The following is a 19,501-nucleotide window of genomic DNA, read 5'->3' as shown; positions in this document are numbered from 1 at the left end:
TATGTCCCGAGATTCACCGGAATCTTTTGGGCTGTCGTGATCCGTACAACTCACATGGAGGTCTTCAACCTGCGCGACTTCGAGGACGTGGCCCGGGAGAAGCTCGACCCGGTGTACTACGACTACTTCGCCGGCGGGGCGCAGGACGAGGTGACACTCGCGGCCAACGAGGCGGCCTTCCGGCGGCTGGCCCTGGTACCGAGGATCCTGCGCGGCCACGGCCCGCCCCGGCTCGCGGGCAGGGTGCTGGGGTGTGAGAGCTCGATGCCGGTCCTGCTCGCGCCGACCGCGTTCCACCGGCTGGCCTGTCCCGAGGGCGAGGCGGCCACCGCCCGCGCGGCGCGCGAGGCCGGCGTCATCATGATCGCCGCGATGCTGTCCACGATCACCATCGAGGAGATCGCGGCGGCCGGGGGCACGCTGTGGTTCCAGTTGTACATCCAGCCCGACCTGGGTTTCACCAAGTCGCTGGTACGGCGGGCCGAGGCGGCCGGCTGCCGCGCCCTGGTCGTGACCGTGGACTCACCCGCGCTGGGCAGGAACGAACGCGGCGACCGCAACGACTTCCACGACCTGCCGCCGGGCATCTTCTGCGCCAACATGCGCGGTGACGGGAACATCCGACAGGTCCGCCTTTCTCCCGAAATTTCGTGGAACCATGTGGAATGGCTGTGTGGGGAGACGCAGCTCCCCGTTCTGCTGAAGGGCGTTCTGCACCCCGCCGACGCCGCCCAGGCCGTGGACTGCGGCGTGGACGGCCTGATCGTCTCCAACCACGGCGGACGGCAGCTCGACACCACCCCCGCCACCATCGACCGGCTGCCCGTGATCGCCGACGCGGTCGGCGGCCGGGTGCCCCTCCTGCTGGACGGCGGCGTACGGCGCGGCACCGACGTGGTGAAGGCACTCGCGCTCGGCGCCTCGGCCGTCGCCCTCGGCCGCCCGGTGCTGTGGGGACTGGCCAGTGGCGGCGCCGACGGAGTGGCCCGCGTGCTGTCCCTGCTGCGGAGGGAACTGGAGAACGCGCTGACGCTGTGCGGGGCCGACTCGCCGGGCGCGCTGACCAAGGACCAGGTGGTGGGATGAAGGTCATCGGTGTGGGCGTCGGCAGGACCGGCACGCTGTCGCTGAAGGCGGCGCTCGAACGCCTCGGCCTCGGCCCCTGCTTCCACGGCCGCCACGTCCTGGACCACCCCGACCGGCTGCCCATGTGGCGCGCGGCCGCCGCCGGTCAGCCGGTGTCCTGGCAGGCGGTGTTCGCCGGGTACGCCTCCAGCGTGGACTGGCCGGGCGCCGCCTTCTGGCCCGAGATCCTCACCACCTTCCCCGACGCCAAGGTGATCCTGACCGAACGCGACCCCGAGGCGTGGTACGCCAGCGTGTCCAGGACCATCTACCGCATGTTCGGCGACGCCGAGCCCGACGCCCGGGTGGCCGAGGCCAGGCGGACCGTGCCCGGCCTGGACGTGTTCACCGCGTTCCACCGGGCCATGATCTGGGACGGCTTCTTCTCCGGCCGCTTCACCGACCGCGCCCACGCCATCGCCGTCTACGAGGAGCACAACGCGGCGGTACGCCGGGCGGTGCCGTCCGGGCGGCTCCTGGTGATCGAGCCGGGATCGGGATGGGGGCCGCTGTGCGACTTCCTGGGCGTGCCGGCGCCGGGCGAGCCGTACCCGCACCTCAATGATCCTGAACGGTTCTGGGCGCGGGTCGAGGCCCGGATGGCGGAGTCCCGTCCCGGCTGAGTCTCAGGTACGGCGGGCGCTCACCATCGCGAACGACAGGAACGCGCCCTGGTCCGCCTCCAGCATCGCGACCGTCTGCCCGGCGGCGTCGCCGGGCCGGTGCTCCATGCAGGCGCGGGCCCACAGGAGCCAGTCGTTCCAGCCGCCAGGCTGCAGGCGCGCGGACGTCACCGTGACCAGTTCGGTGATCTCCCATTGGAAGCGCCACCACTCGGCGGTGTGCCAGGCGAGCGCCTCCCAGCCCACCAGGGCCTTGATGTGCGGCGGGATCGCGCCGAGGTCGCGGACCTCGGCGGTCATGCCGGGGGTGGCGATCCCCAGCTGACCGCCCGGCTTGAGGAAGCTCGTGATGTAGGCGAGATAGCCGTCGGCGGTGCCGAAGTACTCGTAGGCGTCGATGCTGACGATCGCGTCGAAGGACTCTTTCTCGAACGGCAGCGCGTGGGCCTCGGCGTTGACCGCCTGTACCCGGTCGGCGACCCCCGCCTCCGTGAACACGGCCGCCGCCGTGCCCGCCGCCACCCAGAGGTCCGCGGCCACCACCTCGACGCCGAACTCCCTGGCCAGGAACACCGACGTCGCCCCCATGCCGGAGCCCAGGTCCAGCACGCGCATGCCCGGCTTCAGGTCGAGGTCGCGGGACAGGTCCTCCAGGAGCCACAGGGGATGCGGGCCCATGTCCAGGCCGACCACCCAGGCGGGGTCGTAGTGGGAGGAGCGGGGATAGACGTCGGGGCGGTGCAGTTCACTCAGTGCGGTCACAGAGCGGCATCCCACCACGTCACCACCTTCACCATCAATCCAATATCCACCCACCCACCCGACCCGGCCCGCCTACTCACCCGAAAACGGCCCGCTCACCCACCCGACCCCGGCCCCGGCCCACCCGCTCCACCCGGTAACGGCTCCACCTGGCCCCGGCCCACCTGGCGTCCGGCGCCGCGACCAGCAGGCCCGGTCCTCAGCCTCTGGTCGCCCAGAGCCGCCCGCTCAGGTGTCCAGGCACATCCAGGGCCTGTGGGCCTGCCGGTCGTCGGGCCGCCGCGCAGGGTGTCGGGCGGGTGGCGCGTTGAGGTTCGGGGCGTTCCGGGCGGGAGGAAGGGGCGGCCGGTGGTGGGCGGTGGTAGGTCGGGGAGTGGCGGCCGGGGGTGGCGGGGCGCCAGGGGTCACGGGGTGGTGGTCAGGGCGGTGCGGATGCGGGCGAGGCCGCGGCGGATGCGGGTCTTGGCGGTGCCCAGCGGGATGCCTTCGCGGTCGGCGATCTCCTGGGCGGTCAGGCCGTACAGGATCGACAGGATCAGCGGGCGGCTCTGAGAGGCGGGGAGGGCGAGGAGTTCTTCTTGGATGCGTTCGACTCGGGCGCCGGGGTCGGGGCGGGGCGCCGGGATGGGTAATCGCCACGGGTCCACGGGCAGGTCGCGGCGCAGGCGGACGGCGTCGACCGCCAGGTTGCGGGTGATGGTGAGGAGCCAGGTCGCGACCCGGCCGCGGCGGGGGTCGTACGCGGCGGCGTGCCGCCACGCCCGGACGAAGGCGTCCTGGGCCACCTCTTCCGCCAGGCACGGGTCGGCGACCACGCTCAGCGCCAAGCCGTACACTCTGGGTTGAAAGCGCCGCACGAACACGGCCGCCGCATCGGTGTCACCCGATGCCATTCCCGCCATGAGCGTCTCATCGGAGAGTGTCCACACATCCCACGACGATTCCCGCTGAGGGATGGTTCAAAGTTGAATGGCTGTTTTTATGCCCGGAAATCTGCGAATTCGAAGCCTGGCGACACCACGCAGCTGACCAGAACCTCCTGACCGGCCGCCGGGCGGGCCGACTGCCACACGCCGCCGGGCACGATCGCCTGCGGGACCTGCCCGTTCTCGACGTCCGGGCCCAGGACCACGTGCTGGTCGCCGATGGTCAGGTCGAGCGGGCCGCCCCGGTGCCACAGCCACATCTCGTCCGAGCGGACCACGTGCGGGACCGACTCCTCGCCGGGCATCAGCAGGAAGTAGATGCCGGTGGCGGTGGCCCGTTCGCCGTCGTAGCCGCCGGGGGTGAAGCGGACGGCGGTCTTCCAGGTCTGGCGGTACCAGCCGCCCTCGGGGTGGGGGAGCAGGTCGAGCGCGGCGGCGACCGGCGGGCGGGGCACGAAGGCGACCGCCTTGCCGTGGACGTCGCGGCGCAGGAACCGGTCGCCGTCCAGGACGAGCTGGCCGTCGAGCGGGCTGGCCAGGGCTTCGGCCTCGTCAGCGACCTGGGTGGTCGGTCCGTCTGGGTAAAGGGTGAGATCCACAGGAGTGATGCTAGTCAGGGTTGACGACGAGGCCGGGGACGGCAGTCAGCGGGGTGAGGTCCAGGCCGTCGGCCGGCAGGACGCTGACCAGCTTGAGCGTGGGCAGCCGGGTGATGATCGACACGTCCGTGACGTCGGTGTGGTGAAGGCGCAGATATTCGAGGGGCGGGCCCGCCGACACCACGGCCTCCAGGCACTCGGGGACGCCGTGGAGGTCGCGCAGGGTGATCGAGAACAGTTCGCGCGCGTGGGCGAGGGCCGAAGGGGACAGACGCTGCCGGACTCCTCTGAAGGAGACGACCCTGAGCTCCGTCTGCCGCGACAGCGCCTCCGCAGAGAACTCTTCCTCGAGCAGGCTCAGGCCCAGCTGCTGGAGCCGTGGGAGCCGGTCGAGGAAGGCGAGATCCGGCTCGTGGACCGCGCCCCACGCCCAGAGGCCGAACAGGCTCTCCATGTCCTGGAGGGGGGTCAGGTCCAGCGGCCGGCCGGTCCGCAGCCACAGGCGTTTCAGGCCGGTCAGGAAGCGGACGGGCCCGAGGTCGCCCGCCAGCTCCGACAGCTCCAGGAACTCGAGTTGCGGCATGTCCTTCAGGAACGCCAGCGAGTCGACTCTCCGGTCGACCCACAGGGCGGTCATCCGCTTCAGGTGCCGCAGGCTCCGCAGCTCACGCGGGTCGCTGACGACGATCCGCGGCGGGTCGGGGATCGCCGCGAGCACGTCGAGCGCGTAGCGGCGGGAGTCGAAGAAGCGCCACATGTCGACGACCGTGAGCTGCACCGGCCGCCGGGGGTCGGTGGCGAAGGCGGTCAGCTTCCTGATCGCGGCCTCGCCGTTGATCAGGCCGGTCATCCGCACCGTCAGCGCCGCCTGCAGCGGGGTGAACGCCGACAGGTCGTCGGGCACGCGGCGCAGGATCTCCTCGCCCGCCGCCGCCAGGATCCTGGCCTCGTCCTCGCTGCGCGGCGGGATCACCTCGGCCAGGCACGCCTCCACCCGCTCTCGTAACTCCAGCGGGATCTCTCTGATCGTCTCCAGGCAGGACGCCACCAGCAGCCGCAGCCGCCGCGTGTGCCGTCCGCCGTCGTCGGCCCGGTCCAGGAGGCCGCGCAGCAGGTCACGGCGCAGACGGCCGGTGGCGTGTCCGGCGGTCATGACGACGACCTCGCGCCACTGGTCCAGGTGGGCGCGTTCGACGGCGGCCTCGACGTCGTCGTCCTCGACGAGCTGGCCCGCCGCCAGGTACTCCTGGACGGTCTTGTGGGCGAAGTCGATCCTGCCGGGCACCGGCTCGCGGAGCACGCCGCTGCGCCGCAACAGGTACTCCAGAACGTCCGCCGCCTGGTACGGCATGCGCGTCATCCCGGTCAGCCGCTGCTCGATGCGGCGCAGGGCGGTCGCCTTGGCCAGTTCGGAACGGCCCATGGAGACCACCCGCCAGGCCAGGTCACGCAGGATCCAGATCTTCTGCTCGGGGTCGAGGACGATGTCGTCCTGGATGCCGCGTTCGGCGTCACGCCGTTCCAGGAGGAGGGTGAGGACGGCGTCGTACAGGGCCATCCTGCTGCGGGGCAGCTGGGTGCGGCGGTCGAGGTTGAGCGCGCACAGCATGGCGGCCAGCAGCGGCGTGGAGGCCAGCAGGCGCAGGTGGGGGTTGCTCTCCAGGCGGGCGAGCAGGGCGCGTTCGTAGGAGGGCAGGTCGTCGGCGTGGCAGGGCAGGCTGGGGCACTCGCGCATGGCCACGTGCCACTGGCGGACGAGTTCGCCGAGGTCGTGCGGGGTCATGGGCTCCAGCAGGGCGGCGGTGAAGCCTTCGTCGGCCAGCCAGCGCACGTCCGCCGCCGCGGGCCGGGAGGTCACCACGACGCGCAGCTCCGGGTTGGCCGCGAGGAGCCTGGACAGCCACTGGCGGACGGCGTTGCGGTGCCGTACCAGAAGCTCGTCCACGCCGTCGACCAGCAGCAGGCCGCGGCCGGACGCGAGCACGCGCTCGGCCCAGCCGCGCGGCATCCGTCCCGCGACCTCCTGGGCGACGTCGTCGAGCAGGTCGGCGGGGGCGGGCAGACGGCCGTCGGCGTGGCTGCGCAGCTTGACCATGAGGGGGACGCGGCCGTTCCAGGCGGCCAGGTCGCCGGTGAAGCCGCGGCGGGCGGCGGTCACGGCGAGCCAGCGCAGCAGCGTGCTCTTGCCGGATCCGGCCTCGCCGCGCAGCAGGGTGAGGCGGCCGAGCGCGGACTCGATGCGGCGGCCGCCGGGCTCGCTCTCGTCGCGGCCGGTCAGCGACGACGGCGCGAGGCGTTCCGGCGGGCGGCGCTCGTGGTCGGCGCTGACGGTGAGTGAGATGTAGGCGACGCTGAGGGAGGTGCGCGGGCGGTAGGTCTCCATGGGCACGCCGAACAGCTCGATCTCGTCGAGGGTGCGGCTGAGGAAGGACAGGTAGTGCTGCTCGAAGGCGAGGTCGTCCTGGGAGCCCTCGGGGGCTTCGAGTGTGCGGACGGGCAGGCGGGCCAGGACGCGTTCCATGCCCTCGGCCAGGCCGCTGAGGCGGGCGAGGTTCTCGGTCGCGGCGCGCGGCAGGTACGGGGGAAGCTGCTGCATCATGCCGACCAGGCAGGCCACGCACTCGGCCAGCAGCACGCCGTAGAGCGCGTCCTCGGTGGTGCCGAGGCGGGGCGGCGCGACGGTGTCGAGCACGCGCCTGGCCAGCCGCGCGGGGTCGGCGTCGGCGTCGAACAGCGCCTGGTCGGACAGGTCCGCCGTGCGCAGCGACTCGACGACCTCCAGGAGTACGGCGGAGCGGGCGTCCTCGCCCAGTCCGCGGTACTCCTGCTCGACCAGGTCGCGCAGCCGGGCCTCGACGGCCATGGCCATGCCTTCGAGCTGGTTGCCGAACTTCCTGGGGGCCAGACGGTCACGGAAGCCGCTCTGGATCATGTCCTTGAGCTGTGCGTCCCGGTCCCGGTTCGCGGCACGGGCGGCGAGCCATTCGCGCATCGCGCGTTCCGCGATGGCCTTGCCCGCCGCCACGACCGCCGTCTCCACACCTGGCATAAATGCGATCATGCCGGAAATCTCACCCCTTTACGGCGCCCCCCAGCAGACCGGCCACGAACTGCCGCTGGAACACCAGGAAGACCAGCATCAGCGGCAGCGTGGCGAGGAACGCGCCGAGCATGAGCCCCGCGTAGTCCACGTGGGACAGCCCGATCAGGTGGTTCAGCGCCACCGGCACGGTGTACCGCTCCTCGGAGTTGAGCATGAGCAGCGGCCAGATGAAGGAGTTCCACTGCGTCATGAACGTGAAGATGACCAGCGCGCCGAGCTGCGGCCGGACTACCGGCAGCACGATCCGGTAGAAGATCCGCATGTCGCCGGCCCCGTCCAGGCGCCCGCTCTCCAGCAGCTCGTCCGGGAAGTCGAGGAACGCCTGGCGCATGAGGAAGATCCCGAAGGAGTTGGCCAGGAACGGGATGATGATCGCCTGGTAGGTGTCGACCCAGCCGATGCTGGCCATCATCTGGAACAACGGCACCAGCAGCACCTGGAACGGCACCATCATCGTGGCCAGGACGATTCCCAGGAGCAGGCCCCGGCCGCGGAAGCGGAACTTGGCCAGGCCGTACCCGCACATCGCCGACACCAGCGAGCTGAGCGCGGTGTAGACGAGCGCGGTCCAGATGCTCGTGGCCATGACCCGTGCGAAGTGCACGGACTCCTCAAGCTTGACGATGTTGGCCAGCAGGTCGCCGCCGGGCAGGAACGGCGGCGGGGAGGCGAACAGCTCGCTGCCGTCGTGGGTGGCCGCCACGATCATCCAGTAGAACGGCACCACGCTCACCAGGGCGCCCAGAACGGCCAGCACCCACACGAGCCGCCTCATGCGCGCTCCTTCCCGGACGTACGCGAGCCGAAGTAGCGGAACTGCACCCAGGACAGCGCCCCGATCAGCGCCACCACCGCCCACGCGATCGCCGCCGCGTAACCGAAGTCGAACTGCTTGAAGCCGACCTGGTAGAGGTAGAGGATCGGCGTCAGCGTGGCGTCGCCGGGCCCGCCGCCGGTCAGCACCAACGGCTCGTCGAACAACTGCAGCGTCCCGATCGTCGAGGTGATCGAGCAGAACACCACGACCGGCCGCAGCTGCGGCAGGATCACCCGCCGGAACGCGGTCAGCGGCCCGGCGCCGTCGATGGCCGCCGCCTCGTACTGCTCGCGCCCGATCCCCTGCAGCCCGGCCAGCAGGATGACCGCGTTGTACCCCACCCAGCGCCAGGTCAGCGACGCGATCAGCGCCACCCGGGCCCAGAACGGGTCGTTCAGCCAGTCCACCTGCAGCCCGAGGAACTGGTTGACCGCCCCGCCCTCGGTGCGCAGCAGCACGCGGAACACCACCGCGTACGCCACCAGCGTCGTCACCGCCGGCAGGAAGTACGCCACCCGGAGCGTCGCACGGAACTTCAGCCACGACTGGTTGAGCACGTAGGCCAGCACGGTCGCAAGACCGATCATGACCGGCACCTGGATCACGAGGATCAGCCCGGCGTTGGCCAGCGACCGCAGGAACGACGGGTCGCGCACCAGCCGCGCGTAGTTCCCGAAGCCGCCTTCCAGGCTCTGCAGCAGCGACGCGGCCAGCGGGTAGGCGAAGAAGAGCGCGAGCAGCGCCGCCGCCGGTCCCGCGAAGACCCATCCGACGGTACGGCGACGCCGGCCGTACCGGCGCCGGGTCCTGGGAACATCGACCGCGACGGAGCTCACGGGGCGATCTCGCGCTGGGTGGCGGCGGCGAGCTGCTCGGCCGCGCCGTCGAGCACCGCCTTGGGGTCCTCGCCGTTGAGCAGGCAGGCCGAGACGGCCTTCTTCAGCAGCTCCTCCGCCTGCTTGTCGTCACCGGTCAGCTGCACCGGCGGGATCTCCTTCACCTGGTCGGCGAACAGGCGGTTGACCTTCTCGCCGCCGAAGTACGGCTGCGGCTCGTCGAACAGCGGGTCGCTCAGCGCGGGCAGGTAGGCGGGGAAGAGCGCCTCGGTCCGCATCATCGAGACCTGCCGCTCCTTGTTCGCGAGCATCCAGTCGAGGAAGGCCCAGGCGGTCTGCTGGTTCTTGGTCTGCGCGGTGATCGACAGCGCCGACCCGCCATTGGCCGAGGTACGGCTGCCGCCGGCGTCGAAGGCGGGCAGTGGGACGACCCCGAACTTGCCCGACAGCTCCGGCATGTCGGCCGTCAGCGTGCCGCTCCACCAGGCGGCGGTCGGCTGGGTGGCGGCCTTGCCCTGCTTGGTGGCGGTGACGCGGCCGTCCCAGCCCTTCTCGTTCTGCAGGAGGTCCTTGTCCTTGAGCGTCTTGAGCAGGGTGAGCGCGCGGACCGCGTTGGGGGAGTTGACCGCGACCTTGCCGTCGACGAAGTAGCCCTGGCCGAGCTGCTGGAGGAGCGTGGTGAACCCGGCGGCGGTGGTCAGGTCGGAGACGAACAGGCGCTTGCCGGTGGCCTGCTTGATCTTTTCGCCGGCCTTGACCGCGTCGTCCCAGGTGGCGAGCGAGCTGGGGTCGACCTTGGCCTTCTCGAAGTAGTCGCGGCGGTAGTACAGGCCGACGGGGGCGGAGTCCCAGGGCAGGGCATACAGGCCCTTGGCGGTGGAGGTGGCCTGCCACTTGGCCGGGTCGAAGTCGGCCTTGTACTTGCCGGCCACCGAGGTGAGGTCGACCAGGCCGTCGGGGAAGTTCTCGGCGTAGCCGGGCACGGCGGTGTCTTCGAGCGTGATGATGTCGGGCAGGCCGGCGCCCGACTTGAGGCCCACGGTGATCTTGTCGTAGGCGTTGTCGTAGCCGATGTCGGTCACCTTGACCTTGACGCCTGGGTTGGCCTTCTCGAACTCCGGGGCCAGCCGCTGGAGCGCCTTGGCGGCGACATCCCACGACCAGATCTCGATATTTCCGGACACCTTGGCATTCGTGGATGAGGCGATCTTCGGCGCTTCCTTGGCCGGGACGCCGCCGGTGGCGCAGGAAGCGGTGAGAACGAGTGATAGCCCGGCGATGGCTCTCTTCACGGGGTTGCTCCCGGTGGTATGTCACGTGATGTATTCTGAGTTTTGAATACAGTAGACGTGTGGTCCCGGTCACGCCAGTCCCTTTGCCAGGAAATGTCGGTCTCGCCCGCTACCCTGCATCGAGTGATCTCCGAAACCCCAGCTCAGACCGCGCGGCACGCGAGAGTGGCCGCCGGGCTGGCTGAGCTGGAGCGGTGGCTCGGTGACCAGGTACGGCTCGGCCTGGGCCAGGCGGAGGATCGCGACTGGGATGATCTGGTCAAGCGGCTGGTCGACGCCCAGGCCCCCGGGGCGGCCGGGCTGGTGGCGCGGCTGGAGAGGGTGCGGGCCGCGGCGGGCTGGCCTGGTGCGCTGCTGTCAGAATACGCCCTGCTCAACCTGCTGGCCGTGGCGTACCGGCGGCGTGCCGAGCTGCCGCCGGCCTTGGCGCGTACCGTGCTGACCCGGGTCGGATTCACGACCTCGCGGGCGGAGGTGCTGGCCGGGCCGCACGTCCATGACCGGTGGCTGGTGCTCGGGGTCCGGGACGAGCCGCTCGACCACGTGACCGCCCGGCGCGTGTGGCTGCGCGGCCTCGCCACGGGCCGTCCGGCCCTCATCCTGACCTTCACCCCTGCCGCCCACCCCATGGACGGGACACCGCCGCCCGGCTCCACCCTGGAGGCGGCCCTGGCCTTCTACCCCGCCGCCGCCCCGTTACGGGCCCTGATCGCCGGCCCGGACGGGGAGGAGCCACCGGAGTTCGCCCGCCCGGACACACCCGCGCCCGGTCCCCACGGCGCCTTCCCCGCGCCGGACGCGGTGGCGGGGCCTGATCTCCACGAGGCCTCTCCCGTGCCCGGCCTGAGGGCCCGGGTGGTTGCCGGGCCGGTTGCCGGGCTGGTTTCGGTGGAGGCCGCGCTGGAGGAGGTGGCCGGGGCGCTGGCGGCCGATCCCTGGACGGACGCGTGGCCGTTGCTGCTGGACGGGGTGCTGCCGGGGCGGGCCGACCTCGGGGGGTTGCCGCTGCACCCCGCCTGTCACGACCCGTGGCGGCTGATCGCGGTCTCCGGCGGCGGGCCGGTGACGGTGGCCGCCGAGTGGACGCCGCGCGGGCTGCGCCCGCTGACGGTGTGGGACGACGACGCCAGGCCGGTGCCCCTGTGAACGGCCCCGCGATGGGTGAACCGGTGGACCGTCCTGCGTGGGAGGTGATGGTTTCCACGGCTCTGGTGGGGACGGCGCGCCGGCCGTACCGGGGAGAGCTGCTGGGGGATGCGGCGGTCGAGGTGGTGCGGTGGCGGGCCGGGCAGGTGGCCCTCGGCCCGCGGGACGGTGAGCGGGCGGAGGCGGAGGAGCGCGCGGCGGTGCCGTGGCGGGCGGCGGAGCGGCTCGGGCGGATTCTGGGCGGCGAGCACGGCAGGGTGCTGGGCGAGTGGCTGGCGGTGGCGGCGGCGAGCGGGCGCAGGGTGCCACCGCACGTCCTGCCCGACCTGCTCGAACGCGGCAGGCGCGACCGCTCGATCAGGGCATGGCTCGGCGTGCTGGCCGGGCGGCGCGGGCGGTGGCTGGCCGCACGGAACCCGGCCTGGGCCTTCCTGCTCGACGAGCCCACCGGCGAGAGCTGGGAGTACGGCTCGCCCGCCGACCGCCGCGCCCACCTGCGGGCCGTCAGGGCGGCCGACCCGGCGGCGGCACGGGCGCTGCTCGAAGGCACGTGGGAGCGGGAGACGCCGGAAGATCGGGCGGAGTTCGCCGAGGCACTGGGCGTGGGCCTGAGCATGGCCGACGAGCCGTTCCTGGAACGCGCGCTGGACGACCGCCGCCGCGAGGTACGCCAGTCGGCGGCCAACCAGCTGGCAGGACTGCCGGACTCCCGGCTGGCCGGGCGGATGGCGCGGCGGGCGGCGGCCTGCCTGGTGGTGTCCGGTGGCCGCGTCGAGGTGCGGCCGCCGCGCGGGTGCGACGCGGCGATGGAGCGTGACGGCGTGCGCGCCAAGCCGCCGCGAGGGATAGGCGAGCGGGCCTGGTGGCTGCAGCAGGTGGTGGCGCGGGCGCCGCTGCGGATGTGGGCCGAGCCGCGGGTGATGCTCGGGCTGCGGATCTCCGACTGGGACGCCGAGGTCAAGGCGGGATGGGTGCGGGCGGCGGTGCTGCAGCGGGAGGCGGGGTGGGCGCGGGCGATGTTCGCGCACGATCCGATCGCGGATCTGCTGGGCGTGCTCCCGCCAGAGGAACAGCAGGAACTAGCCGCCGAGTTCGTGAAAAATCAGGACATGGATAGCCAGCTCATCATGGTCCTCGGCGGCGTCGAACGGCCGTGGGGGGCGGCGCTGGCGGCAGCCGTACTCGACAAGATCGCCATGATCGCCGCCACCCAGCCCTGGAATCTCGGCGAGCTCGCCAGGCTCGCCGGTGAACGCGTCGATCCGGCGCTGCATCCGCTGGCCGAGCGGAGCGGTGCGGCGGAGGTGGCCGAGGTACTGCGGTTCCGGGCCGAGATGGTCGGGGAATTGGGAAGGGAGTGCGCATGACGGTCCTGCGGGCCCACGCGGAGGACGAGTACGCCGAGGAACTGGCGCTGCTGGCCAAGGAGGACGACCGGCCCAGGCCGCCTGGCTGGGCGCTGTCGCCCTGGGCCGTGACCGCGTACGTGCTGGGGGACGGGGGCCGGATCTCCCCCAAGTACGTGGGCGCCCGCCGCATCGTCGAGGTCGCCGTCGCCACGCTGGCCACCGACCGGGCGCTGCTCCTGCTCGGCGTCCCCGGCACGGCCAAGACGTGGTTGTCGGAGCACCTCGCCGCGGCGATCAGCGGCGACTCCACGCTGCTGGTCCAGGGCACCGCGGGCACCCCGGAGGAGGCCGTCCGCTACGGCTGGAACTACGCCCGTCTGCTGGCGGAAGGTCCTTCGCGCGACGCGCTCACGCCGAGCCCGGTCATGCGCGCGATGGCCGAGGGCCGCATCGCCAGGGTGGAGGAGCTCACCCGGATGCCCTCCGACGTCCAGGACGCGCTGATCACCGCGCTGTCGGAGAAGACGCTGCCGATTCCCGAGCTCAACACGGAGGTCCAGGCCCAGCGCGGCTTCAACCTCATCGCCACCGCCAACGACCGCGACCGCGGCGTGAACGAGCTGTCCAGCGCGCTGCGGCGGCGCTTCAACACCGTCGTGCTGCCGGTCCCCGCCACGGCCGGGGAGGAGATGGAGATCGTCACCCGCCGCGTCGCCCAGCTCGGCCGCTCCCTGCAGCTGCCCGAGACCACGACCGGCCTGGAGGAGATCCGGCGGGTGGTCACCGTCTTCCGCGAGCTGCGCGACGGCGTCACCGAGGACGGCCGCACCAAGCTCAAGTCGCCCAGCGGCACCCTGTCCACGGCCGAGGCCATCTCGGTGCTGACCAGCGGCATCGCGCTGGCCGCCCACTTCGGCGACGGCGTGCTGCGCGCCGCCGACGTGGCCGCCGGGCTCGTGGGCGCCGTCGTGCGCGAACCGGCCGCCGACCGGGTGGTGTGGCGGGAGTACCTGGAGACCGTGGTGCGCGAACGCCCGGACTGGCATGACTTCTACCGGGCCTGCCGCGAGGTCTCATGATCGAGGTGTTCGGCGTCCGGCATCACGGCCCCGGGTCGGCGCAGGCCGTGCGGGAGGGCCTGGCGCGGTTGCGGCCCGACGCGATCCTCATCGAGGGCCCGCCCGAGGCCGACGCGCTGGTCCGGTTCGCCGCCGGGTGCGAGCCGCCGGTCGCGCTGCTCGCGCACGTTCCGGGCGACCCGTCGCGGTCGGCTTTCTGGCCGTTCGCGGTGTTCTCGCCGGAATGGCAGGCCATCCTGTACGGCACGCGCCACGGCGTCCCGATCCGCTTCTGCGACCTGCCCGCCGCCCACCTGCTGGCTCCGGAGGGCGGCGGCGAACCAGGCGTACGCGACCCGATCGGCGAGCTGGCCGCGGCCGCCGGGCACGACGACCCGGAACGCTGGTGGGAGGACGTGGTCGAGCACCGGCCCGGCGCCTCGCCGCAGTTCGAGGTGATCGGCGAGGCCATGGCGGCGCTTCGGGAGGGCTACACGCCGGACGCCTTCGAGGCCCGGCGCGAGGCGTACATGCGGCGTGTCCTGCGCGCGACCGTCAAAGCCGGACATGAGCGGATAGCGGTGGTCTGCGGCGCCTGGCACGTGCCCGCCCTGGCCGGACCGCCGCCTCCCGTGAAGGCCGACGACGCGCTGCTGCGCGGCCTGCCCAAGGTGAAGGCGGCGCTGGCATGGGTGCCGTGGACGTACGAGCGGCTCGCGATCCGCTCCGGCTACGGCGCGGGAGTGGGCTCGCCCGGCTGGTACCACCACCTGTTCACGGTGGCCGACCGACCGGTCGAGCGGTGGCTGGGCGCGGCCGGAGCGGTGCTGCGCGAGGAGGGCCTGGCCGTGTCGTCCGCGCACGTCATCGAGGCCGTACGGCTGGCGCGAAGCCTGGCCGCCCTCCGCGGCCGCCCTCTGCCGGGACTGAGCGAGGTCACCGAGGCGGCCAGGGCGGTGCTCTGCGAGGGCGACGAGCTGCGGGTCGCGCTGATCCAGCGCCGCATGGTCGTCGGCGACCGCCTGGGCCACGTGGGCGACGACGCCCCGCTCGTACCCCTGCAGCGCGACCTGCGCGAGCAGCAGCGCCACCTCCGCCTCCACCCCGTCGCCCGGGAGGAGCAGGCGGCCGCGCCCGTGCGCGAGCTGGAGCTGGATCTGCGCAGGACGCTGGACCTGGGCAGGAGCCACCTGCTGCACCGGCTGCGGCTGCTCGGCGTGCCCTGGGGGGTGCCGGGGGAGGCGCGGGGCAAGGGGACGTTCAGGGAGACCTGGCGGCTGGAGTGGCGGCCGGAGTTCGACCTGGCGCTGATCGAGTCCGCGGCGCTCGGCACCACGGTGGAGGCCGCGGCCACCCGCCGCGTGCTGGACCTGGCGCCCACCGGCCAGAATCTGGGCGAGCTCGCGGAGACGGTCGAGAAATGCCTGCTGGCCGAGCTGCCCGGCGCGCTGCCCGGCGTGCTCGCCGCCCTGTCGGAGCGGGCCGCGCTGGACGCCGACATCACGCACCTGATGACCGCGCTACCGGCGATCGTCCGCGCTCACCGCTACGGCGACGTCCGGGGGACACCGGCCGAGGGTCTTGCGGCGGTCGCCCGCTCCATGCTGGACCGCGTCCGGGCCGGCCTTCCCGTCGCGCTGCCCGGACTGTCCTGGCAGGCGGCGGGCGCGATGCTGGCCCAGATGGACGGTGTGCACGCCGCGGTCGACCTGCTCGGCGACCCGGCGGCCCGCGAGCGCTGGCTGGCCACGCTCCTCGGGATCTGCGACGCCTCCGGCGCGCACGGCCTGGTCGAGGGGCGGCTGACACGGATTCTCCTGGACGCCGGCGCGCTGGCCGACGCCGAACGGCGGCTGGCGCGGGCCACCTCGCGCGGCGGCGGGACCGCCCGCGCGGCGGCGTGGATCGAGGGGTTCCTGGCCGGGGGCGGGCTGCTGCTGGTGCACGACGCGCGGCTCCTGGACCTGGTCGACGCCTGGATGAGCGGGCTGTCCGCTGAACAATTCACGGAGGTGCTGCCGTTGCTGCGGCGGACGTTCGGCGGCTTCGCCGTACCGGAGCGCAGGGCGATCGGGGAGCGGGTGCGGTCGGGCGCGGGCGGTGGGCGGCCCGAGCGGGAGGTCGACGAACGGCGGGCGGCGGCGGCCGGGCGGACCGTGCTGACGATACTCGGGAGGGCCCGTGGATGAACGGCTGCGCAGATGGCGGCTGGTGCTCGGCGGCGGCGAGGCGGACGGCACCGGCGTGGGCCTGCACGGCGACGACGCCCGGATGGACGCGGCGCTCGGCTCGCTGTACGAGAGCGGGGAGCGGGGCGGCCTCGGGGCCTCGGCGCCCAGGGTGGCCCGCTGGCTGGGGGACGTGCGCACCTACTTCCCGCCCGGTGTCGTGCGGGTCATGCAGCAGGACGCGATCGACCGGCTCGACCTGACCCGGCTGCTGGTCGAGCCCGAGATGCTGGAGGCGGTCGAGCCGGACGTGCACCTGGCAGCCACGCTGCTGTCGCTGGCCAAGGTGATGCCGGACGAGGCGCGCGAATCGGCGCGGGCGCTGGTCAGGGCGGTGGTCGGCGACCTGGAGAAGCGGCTGACGGCCAGGACGCGGACGGCCGTGGCGGGGGCGCTGGACCGGGTGGCGCGCACGCGGCGGCCGCGCCGTACCTCCGACGTCGACTGGAACCGGACGATTCTCGCCAACCTCGGCCACTACCTGCCCGACCGCAACACCGTGGTGCCCGAGCGGCTGGTCGGGCACGCCCGCAAGCGGCGCTCGCTCAGGCGCGACGTGGTGCTGTGCGTGGACCAGAGCGGCTCGATGGCGGAGTCGGTGGTGTACGCGGGGGTGTTCGGCGCGGTGCTGGCCTCGATCCCGGCGCTGCGCACCCGCATGGTGGTCTTCGACACCGCCGTGGCCGACCTCAGCGATCTGCTGCACGACCCGGTCGAGCTGCTGTTCGGCACCCAGCTGGGCGGCGGTACCGACATCAATCGGGCCCTGGCCTACTGCGAGGGGCTGCTCGAACGCCCGGCTGAGTCGGTCCTGGTGCTGCTCAGCGACCTGTTCGAGGGCGGGGTCAGGGACGAGATGCTGGGCCGGGTCGCCGCGATGACCGGTGCGGGCGTGCGGGTGATCGTGCTGCTGGCGCTGTCGGACGAGGGCGCGCCGCTGTTCGACCGCGACAACGCCGCCGCCCTGGCCGCGCTGGGCGTGCCCGCGTTCGCGTGCACGCCCGACGCCTTCCCCGAGCTGATGGCGGCGGCGATCGAGGGCCGTCAGCCGGCCGCCCCGTAGACGGGCTTGCGTTCGCGGGTACGGCTCCGCAGCACCAGGACCAGCACCCCGGCGACCAGCCCGCCCACCCCCGCCACCAGGTAGGCCGCGTTCAGCCCGCCCGCGAACGCCTCCCTGGCCGGCCCCGCGGGCAGCAGCCACGCCTGCCCGGAGGCGAGCAGATCCGTGGCCCCCGCCGGGTCGGCCAGCCGCCCGGCCATCCGCCCCTCCGCCGCCGCACGGAACACCGACCCGAGCACCGCCACGCCGAACGCCTGCCCGAGCTGCCGGAACGTGTTGAGCGCCCCGGCCGCCATCCCGCCGCGCTCCGGCGCCACCGCGCCCATCGCCGCCGAGGACATGGCCGGGCTGCAGACGCCGACGCCCAGCCCGGTCAGCGACAGTCCCGGCAGCAGCGCCGCCCAGCCGGAACCCGCGTCCAGGACGGCCTGGGCCAGCGCCCCGGCGCCGATGAGCAGCATGCCGCCGCCCACGAACAGCCTCGGGTCGGCCGTGTGCAGGTACGGCCCGGCGACGAGGGCGGCGACGAAGGCGATGCCGGACAGCGGCAGCAGCACGAGCCCGGCGCCGGCCGCGCCGAGGCCCAGCAGCGACTGCAGCCACAGAGAGGTGTAGGCGAGGTAGCCGAAGGCGGACACACCGAGCGCCATGGCCGCGATCATGATGCCGACGAAGCGCGGCGACCGGAACAGTGACAGGTCCAGCATGGCGTTCCCGCCTCTGGCCTGGAGGAAGACGAACACGGCCAGCGCCACCAGGCCCGCCGCGGCCCAGGCCAGGGCTGCGCCGTCGGCCCAGCCGTACTCACCGGCCCTGATGAGGGCGTAGGTGAGCGCGCCCGCGGCGAGCGTGAACGTGGCGGTGCCGGAGACGTCCACGCGGCCGGCGCGCGGATCGCGCGACTCGGCGAGCACCGCGAGCGTGAGCGCGATCGCCGCGATCGCCAGCGGCACGTTGACCAGGAAGACCGCCCGCCAGCTGCCGTGCTCGGTGACGGCGCCGCCGAGCAGCACCCCGGCTCCTGCCGCGGCGCCGTTGACCGCGCCCCAGACGCCGAACGCGACGCCCCGGTCGCGGCCCTTGTAGGTGGAGTTGAGCAGGGCCATCGTGGTGGCGAACATGATCGCCGCCCCGACGCCCTGCGCCACCGAGGCCGCCACCAGCAGGCCGATCGACGGCGCCAGCCCGCAGGCCAGGCAGGCCAGGGCGAACAGCGCCAGCCCCGCCACGTACATCCTTCTCCGGCCCACCAGGTCGGCGAGCGAGCCCGCGCCCAGCAGGAGGGCCGCGAGCGCCAGCGCGTACCCGTCGAGCACCCACTGCAGCGACGAGAACGTCGCGCCGAGATCGCCCGCCATGCCCGGCAGCGCGACCGCGACCGCGCCCGCCTGCATCAACAGCATGAACGCACCCATGCAGACCGCCACCAGCGGCCACCACTTGCTTGTCATGCCACCGACCATCACCCCGGGCTGGTGCTTTATCGTGCTAGATAGCGAGATATCGCGGCTTTTCGACATGAGATGGGCTGAGGGCGTGGAATCCGACATCATCGACCGGCGGCTGATCCACGCGCTCCAGATCGACGGGCGCGCGCCGTTCAGCAAGATCGCCGACGTGCTGGGGGTCTCCGACCAGACCGTCGCGCGGCGCTACCGCAGGCTGACCTCGGGCGGACGGCTGCGGGTGGTCGGCCAGACCGTCCCCAGGCTGGTGGGGGAGGTGCGCTGGTACGTGCGCGTCCGCTGCCGCCCCGACGTCGCCCTGGCCGTCGCCGAGGCGCTGGCCCGCCGGCCCGACACCTCGTTCATCATGGTCACCTCCGGCGGCACCGAGATCAACTTCGTCGTCCAGTCCCGCACCGACCGCGACCGCGACGCCCTGCTGCTGCAGAAGCTGCCGCGCACACCGCGCGTGGACTCGGTCAGCGCGCACTGCCTCCTCCACGTCTACTACGGCGGCGCCCACGAGCACCCGCGCTTCCTGGCGGCCCTGACGGAGGAGCAGGCCGCCGCCCTGCGCGGCCCGGAGCCCACCGGCACCCCCGTCGAACTCTCCCCGCAGGACGACCTCCTGCTCGGCGAGCTCACCAGGGACGGCCGCGCCACCCTGGCGGAGCTCGCGGCGGCGACCGGCTGGTCGGAGACGAGCGCGGGACGCCGCCTCGACGCCCTGCTCGCCGGCGGCGCCCTCTACCTCGACCTGGACGTCGACTCCCACGTGCTGGGCAGGGGTACCCAGGCCCGCCTCTGGATGTCCGTCCCGCCCGCCGAGCAGGACGCCGTCGGCGACGCGCTGGCGGCCCACGAGGAGGTCGCGTTCGTCGCGGCGACCACCGGCCCCAGCAACCTGGTCGCCGCGGTGGCCTGCCGGGACGTGTTCGGCCTGCACGAGTACATCACCGGGCCGCTGGGACGGCTGCGCGCGATCCAGCACCTGGAGACCGCACCGGTCATCAGAAGCGTCAAGGGCGCCGCAATGATCATGCCCTAGGCCGGATTGCCTAGGTCCTGCGCCCGATGTGCCTGACCTGGGATGATCGTAAGTTGCCTGGCATGACAACCGTTGCTGAAG

At 72.9% G+C, this 19,501-nt stretch carries 16 protein-coding genes; 8 read left to right on the top strand and 8 right to left on the bottom strand.

Annotated elements, in window-relative coordinates; translation table 11 throughout:
• The first annotated feature begins 36 nt into the window (after positions 1–36).
• Together ACIBHY_RS15445 and ACIBHY_RS15440 are read left to right on the top strand one after the other, a co-directional pair.
• A complete protein-coding gene (locus ACIBHY_RS15445; RefSeq protein ID WP_397242906.1) occupies positions 37–1,086 on the top strand; it encodes an alpha-hydroxy acid oxidase in 1,050 nt (349 codons plus the stop codon).
• Positions 1,083–1,748 carry a sulfotransferase family protein gene (locus ACIBHY_RS15440; RefSeq protein ID WP_397242908.1) on the top strand — a complete coding sequence of 222 codons (666 nt, stop codon included), beginning with the start codon at positions 1,083–1,085 and terminating at the stop codon, positions 1,746–1,748. The genes ACIBHY_RS15445 and ACIBHY_RS15440 overlap by 4 nt, the downstream gene beginning before the upstream one ends.
• Before the next feature lie 3 nt (positions 1,749–1,751).
• Here ACIBHY_RS15440 and ACIBHY_RS15435 read toward each other — a convergent pair whose 3' ends face one another.
• The 7 genes from ACIBHY_RS15435 to ACIBHY_RS15405 form a co-directional block, all read right to left on the bottom strand.
• Entirely contained in the window at positions 1,752–2,510 is a 759-nt protein-coding gene (locus ACIBHY_RS15435) for an SAM-dependent methyltransferase (protein ID WP_397242910.1), read from the bottom strand.
• Between the two features lie 404 nt (positions 2,511–2,914).
• The gene (locus ACIBHY_RS15430) at positions 2,915–3,412 is read right to left on the bottom strand and encodes an RNA polymerase sigma factor (protein ID WP_397242912.1); all 498 of its coding nucleotides are present in this window, start codon (positions 3,410–3,412) and stop codon (positions 2,915–2,917) included.
• Positions 3,413–3,489: 77 nt separating this feature from the next.
• Complete coding sequence (locus ACIBHY_RS15425) at positions 3,490–4,035, bottom strand: cupin domain-containing protein (RefSeq protein ID WP_397306970.1); 546 nt, start codon at positions 4,033–4,035, stop codon at positions 3,490–3,492.
• Positions 4,036–4,045: 10 nt separating this feature from the next.
• Positions 4,046–7,084 (bottom strand): NACHT domain-containing protein, encoded by a 3,039-nt coding sequence (locus ACIBHY_RS15420; protein ID WP_397306969.1) that lies wholly within the window; start codon positions 7,082–7,084, stop codon positions 4,046–4,048.
• A 22-nt stretch (positions 7,085–7,106) separates the two neighbouring features.
• Entirely contained in the window at positions 7,107–7,913 is an 807-nt protein-coding gene (locus ACIBHY_RS15415) for a carbohydrate ABC transporter permease (protein WP_397242918.1), read from the bottom strand.
• Positions 7,910–8,791: a carbohydrate ABC transporter permease gene (locus ACIBHY_RS15410; RefSeq protein WP_397242920.1), complete on the bottom strand. Its 882-nt coding sequence runs from the start codon at positions 8,789–8,791 to the stop codon at positions 7,910–7,912. Before ACIBHY_RS15410 ends, ACIBHY_RS15415 begins: the two co-directional genes overlap by 4 nt.
• Complete coding sequence (locus ACIBHY_RS15405) at positions 8,788–10,083, bottom strand: ABC transporter substrate-binding protein (protein ID WP_397306968.1); 1,296 nt, start codon at positions 10,081–10,083, stop codon at positions 8,788–8,790. Before ACIBHY_RS15405 ends, ACIBHY_RS15410 begins: the two co-directional genes overlap by 4 nt.
• Positions 10,084–10,206: 123 nt before the next feature.
• Between ACIBHY_RS15405 and ACIBHY_RS15400 the strand changes: the two genes are divergently transcribed.
• From ACIBHY_RS15400 to ACIBHY_RS15380, 5 genes are read left to right on the top strand one after another with little or no spacing between them, the layout of a single operon-like run.
• Positions 10,207–11,229: an SWIM zinc finger family protein gene (locus tag ACIBHY_RS15400; protein ID WP_397242924.1), complete on the top strand. Its 1,023-nt coding sequence runs from the start codon at positions 10,207–10,209 to the stop codon at positions 11,227–11,229.
• Between the two features lie 47 nt (positions 11,230–11,276).
• Positions 11,277–12,596 (top strand): DUF5691 domain-containing protein, encoded by a 1,320-nt coding sequence (locus ACIBHY_RS15395; RefSeq protein WP_397306967.1) that lies wholly within the window; start codon positions 11,277–11,279, stop codon positions 12,594–12,596.
• Entirely contained in the window at positions 12,593–13,657 is a 1,065-nt protein-coding gene (locus ACIBHY_RS15390) for an AAA family ATPase (protein ID WP_397242928.1), read from the top strand. Before ACIBHY_RS15395 ends, ACIBHY_RS15390 begins: the two co-directional genes overlap by 4 nt.
• Entirely contained in the window at positions 13,654–15,825 is a 2,172-nt protein-coding gene (locus tag ACIBHY_RS15385; RefSeq protein WP_397306966.1) for a DUF5682 family protein, read from the top strand. Before ACIBHY_RS15390 ends, ACIBHY_RS15385 begins: the two co-directional genes overlap by 4 nt.
• Entirely contained in the window at positions 15,818–16,927 is a 1,110-nt protein-coding gene (locus ACIBHY_RS15380; RefSeq protein WP_397242932.1) for a VWA domain-containing protein, read from the top strand. Before ACIBHY_RS15385 ends, ACIBHY_RS15380 begins: the two co-directional genes overlap by 8 nt.
• On the opposite strand, the gene ACIBHY_RS15375 is transcribed toward ACIBHY_RS15380, so the two are convergent.
• Complete coding sequence (locus tag ACIBHY_RS15375) at positions 16,909–18,378, bottom strand: MFS transporter (RefSeq protein WP_397306965.1); 1,470 nt, start codon at positions 18,376–18,378, stop codon at positions 16,909–16,911. The two genes, ACIBHY_RS15380 and ACIBHY_RS15375, sit on opposite strands and share 19 nt — an antisense overlap.
• A gap of 85 nt (positions 18,379–18,463) precedes the next feature.
• On the opposite strand from ACIBHY_RS15375, the gene ACIBHY_RS15370 reads away from it, so the two are divergent.
• On the top strand, positions 18,464–19,420 hold the full coding sequence (locus tag ACIBHY_RS15370) for an Lrp/AsnC family transcriptional regulator (protein WP_397306964.1): 957 nt from the start codon (positions 18,464–18,466) through the stop codon (positions 19,418–19,420).
• The last annotated feature ends 81 nt before the right edge of the window (positions 19,421–19,501 follow it).

The sequence above is a fragment of the Nonomuraea sp. NPDC050547 genome, assembly GCF_044457345.1.
In the GTDB taxonomy this organism is placed as follows: Bacteria; Actinomycetota; Actinomycetes; order Streptosporangiales; family Streptosporangiaceae; genus Nonomuraea.
This window is presented reverse-complemented; position numbering and strand designations above follow the sequence as displayed.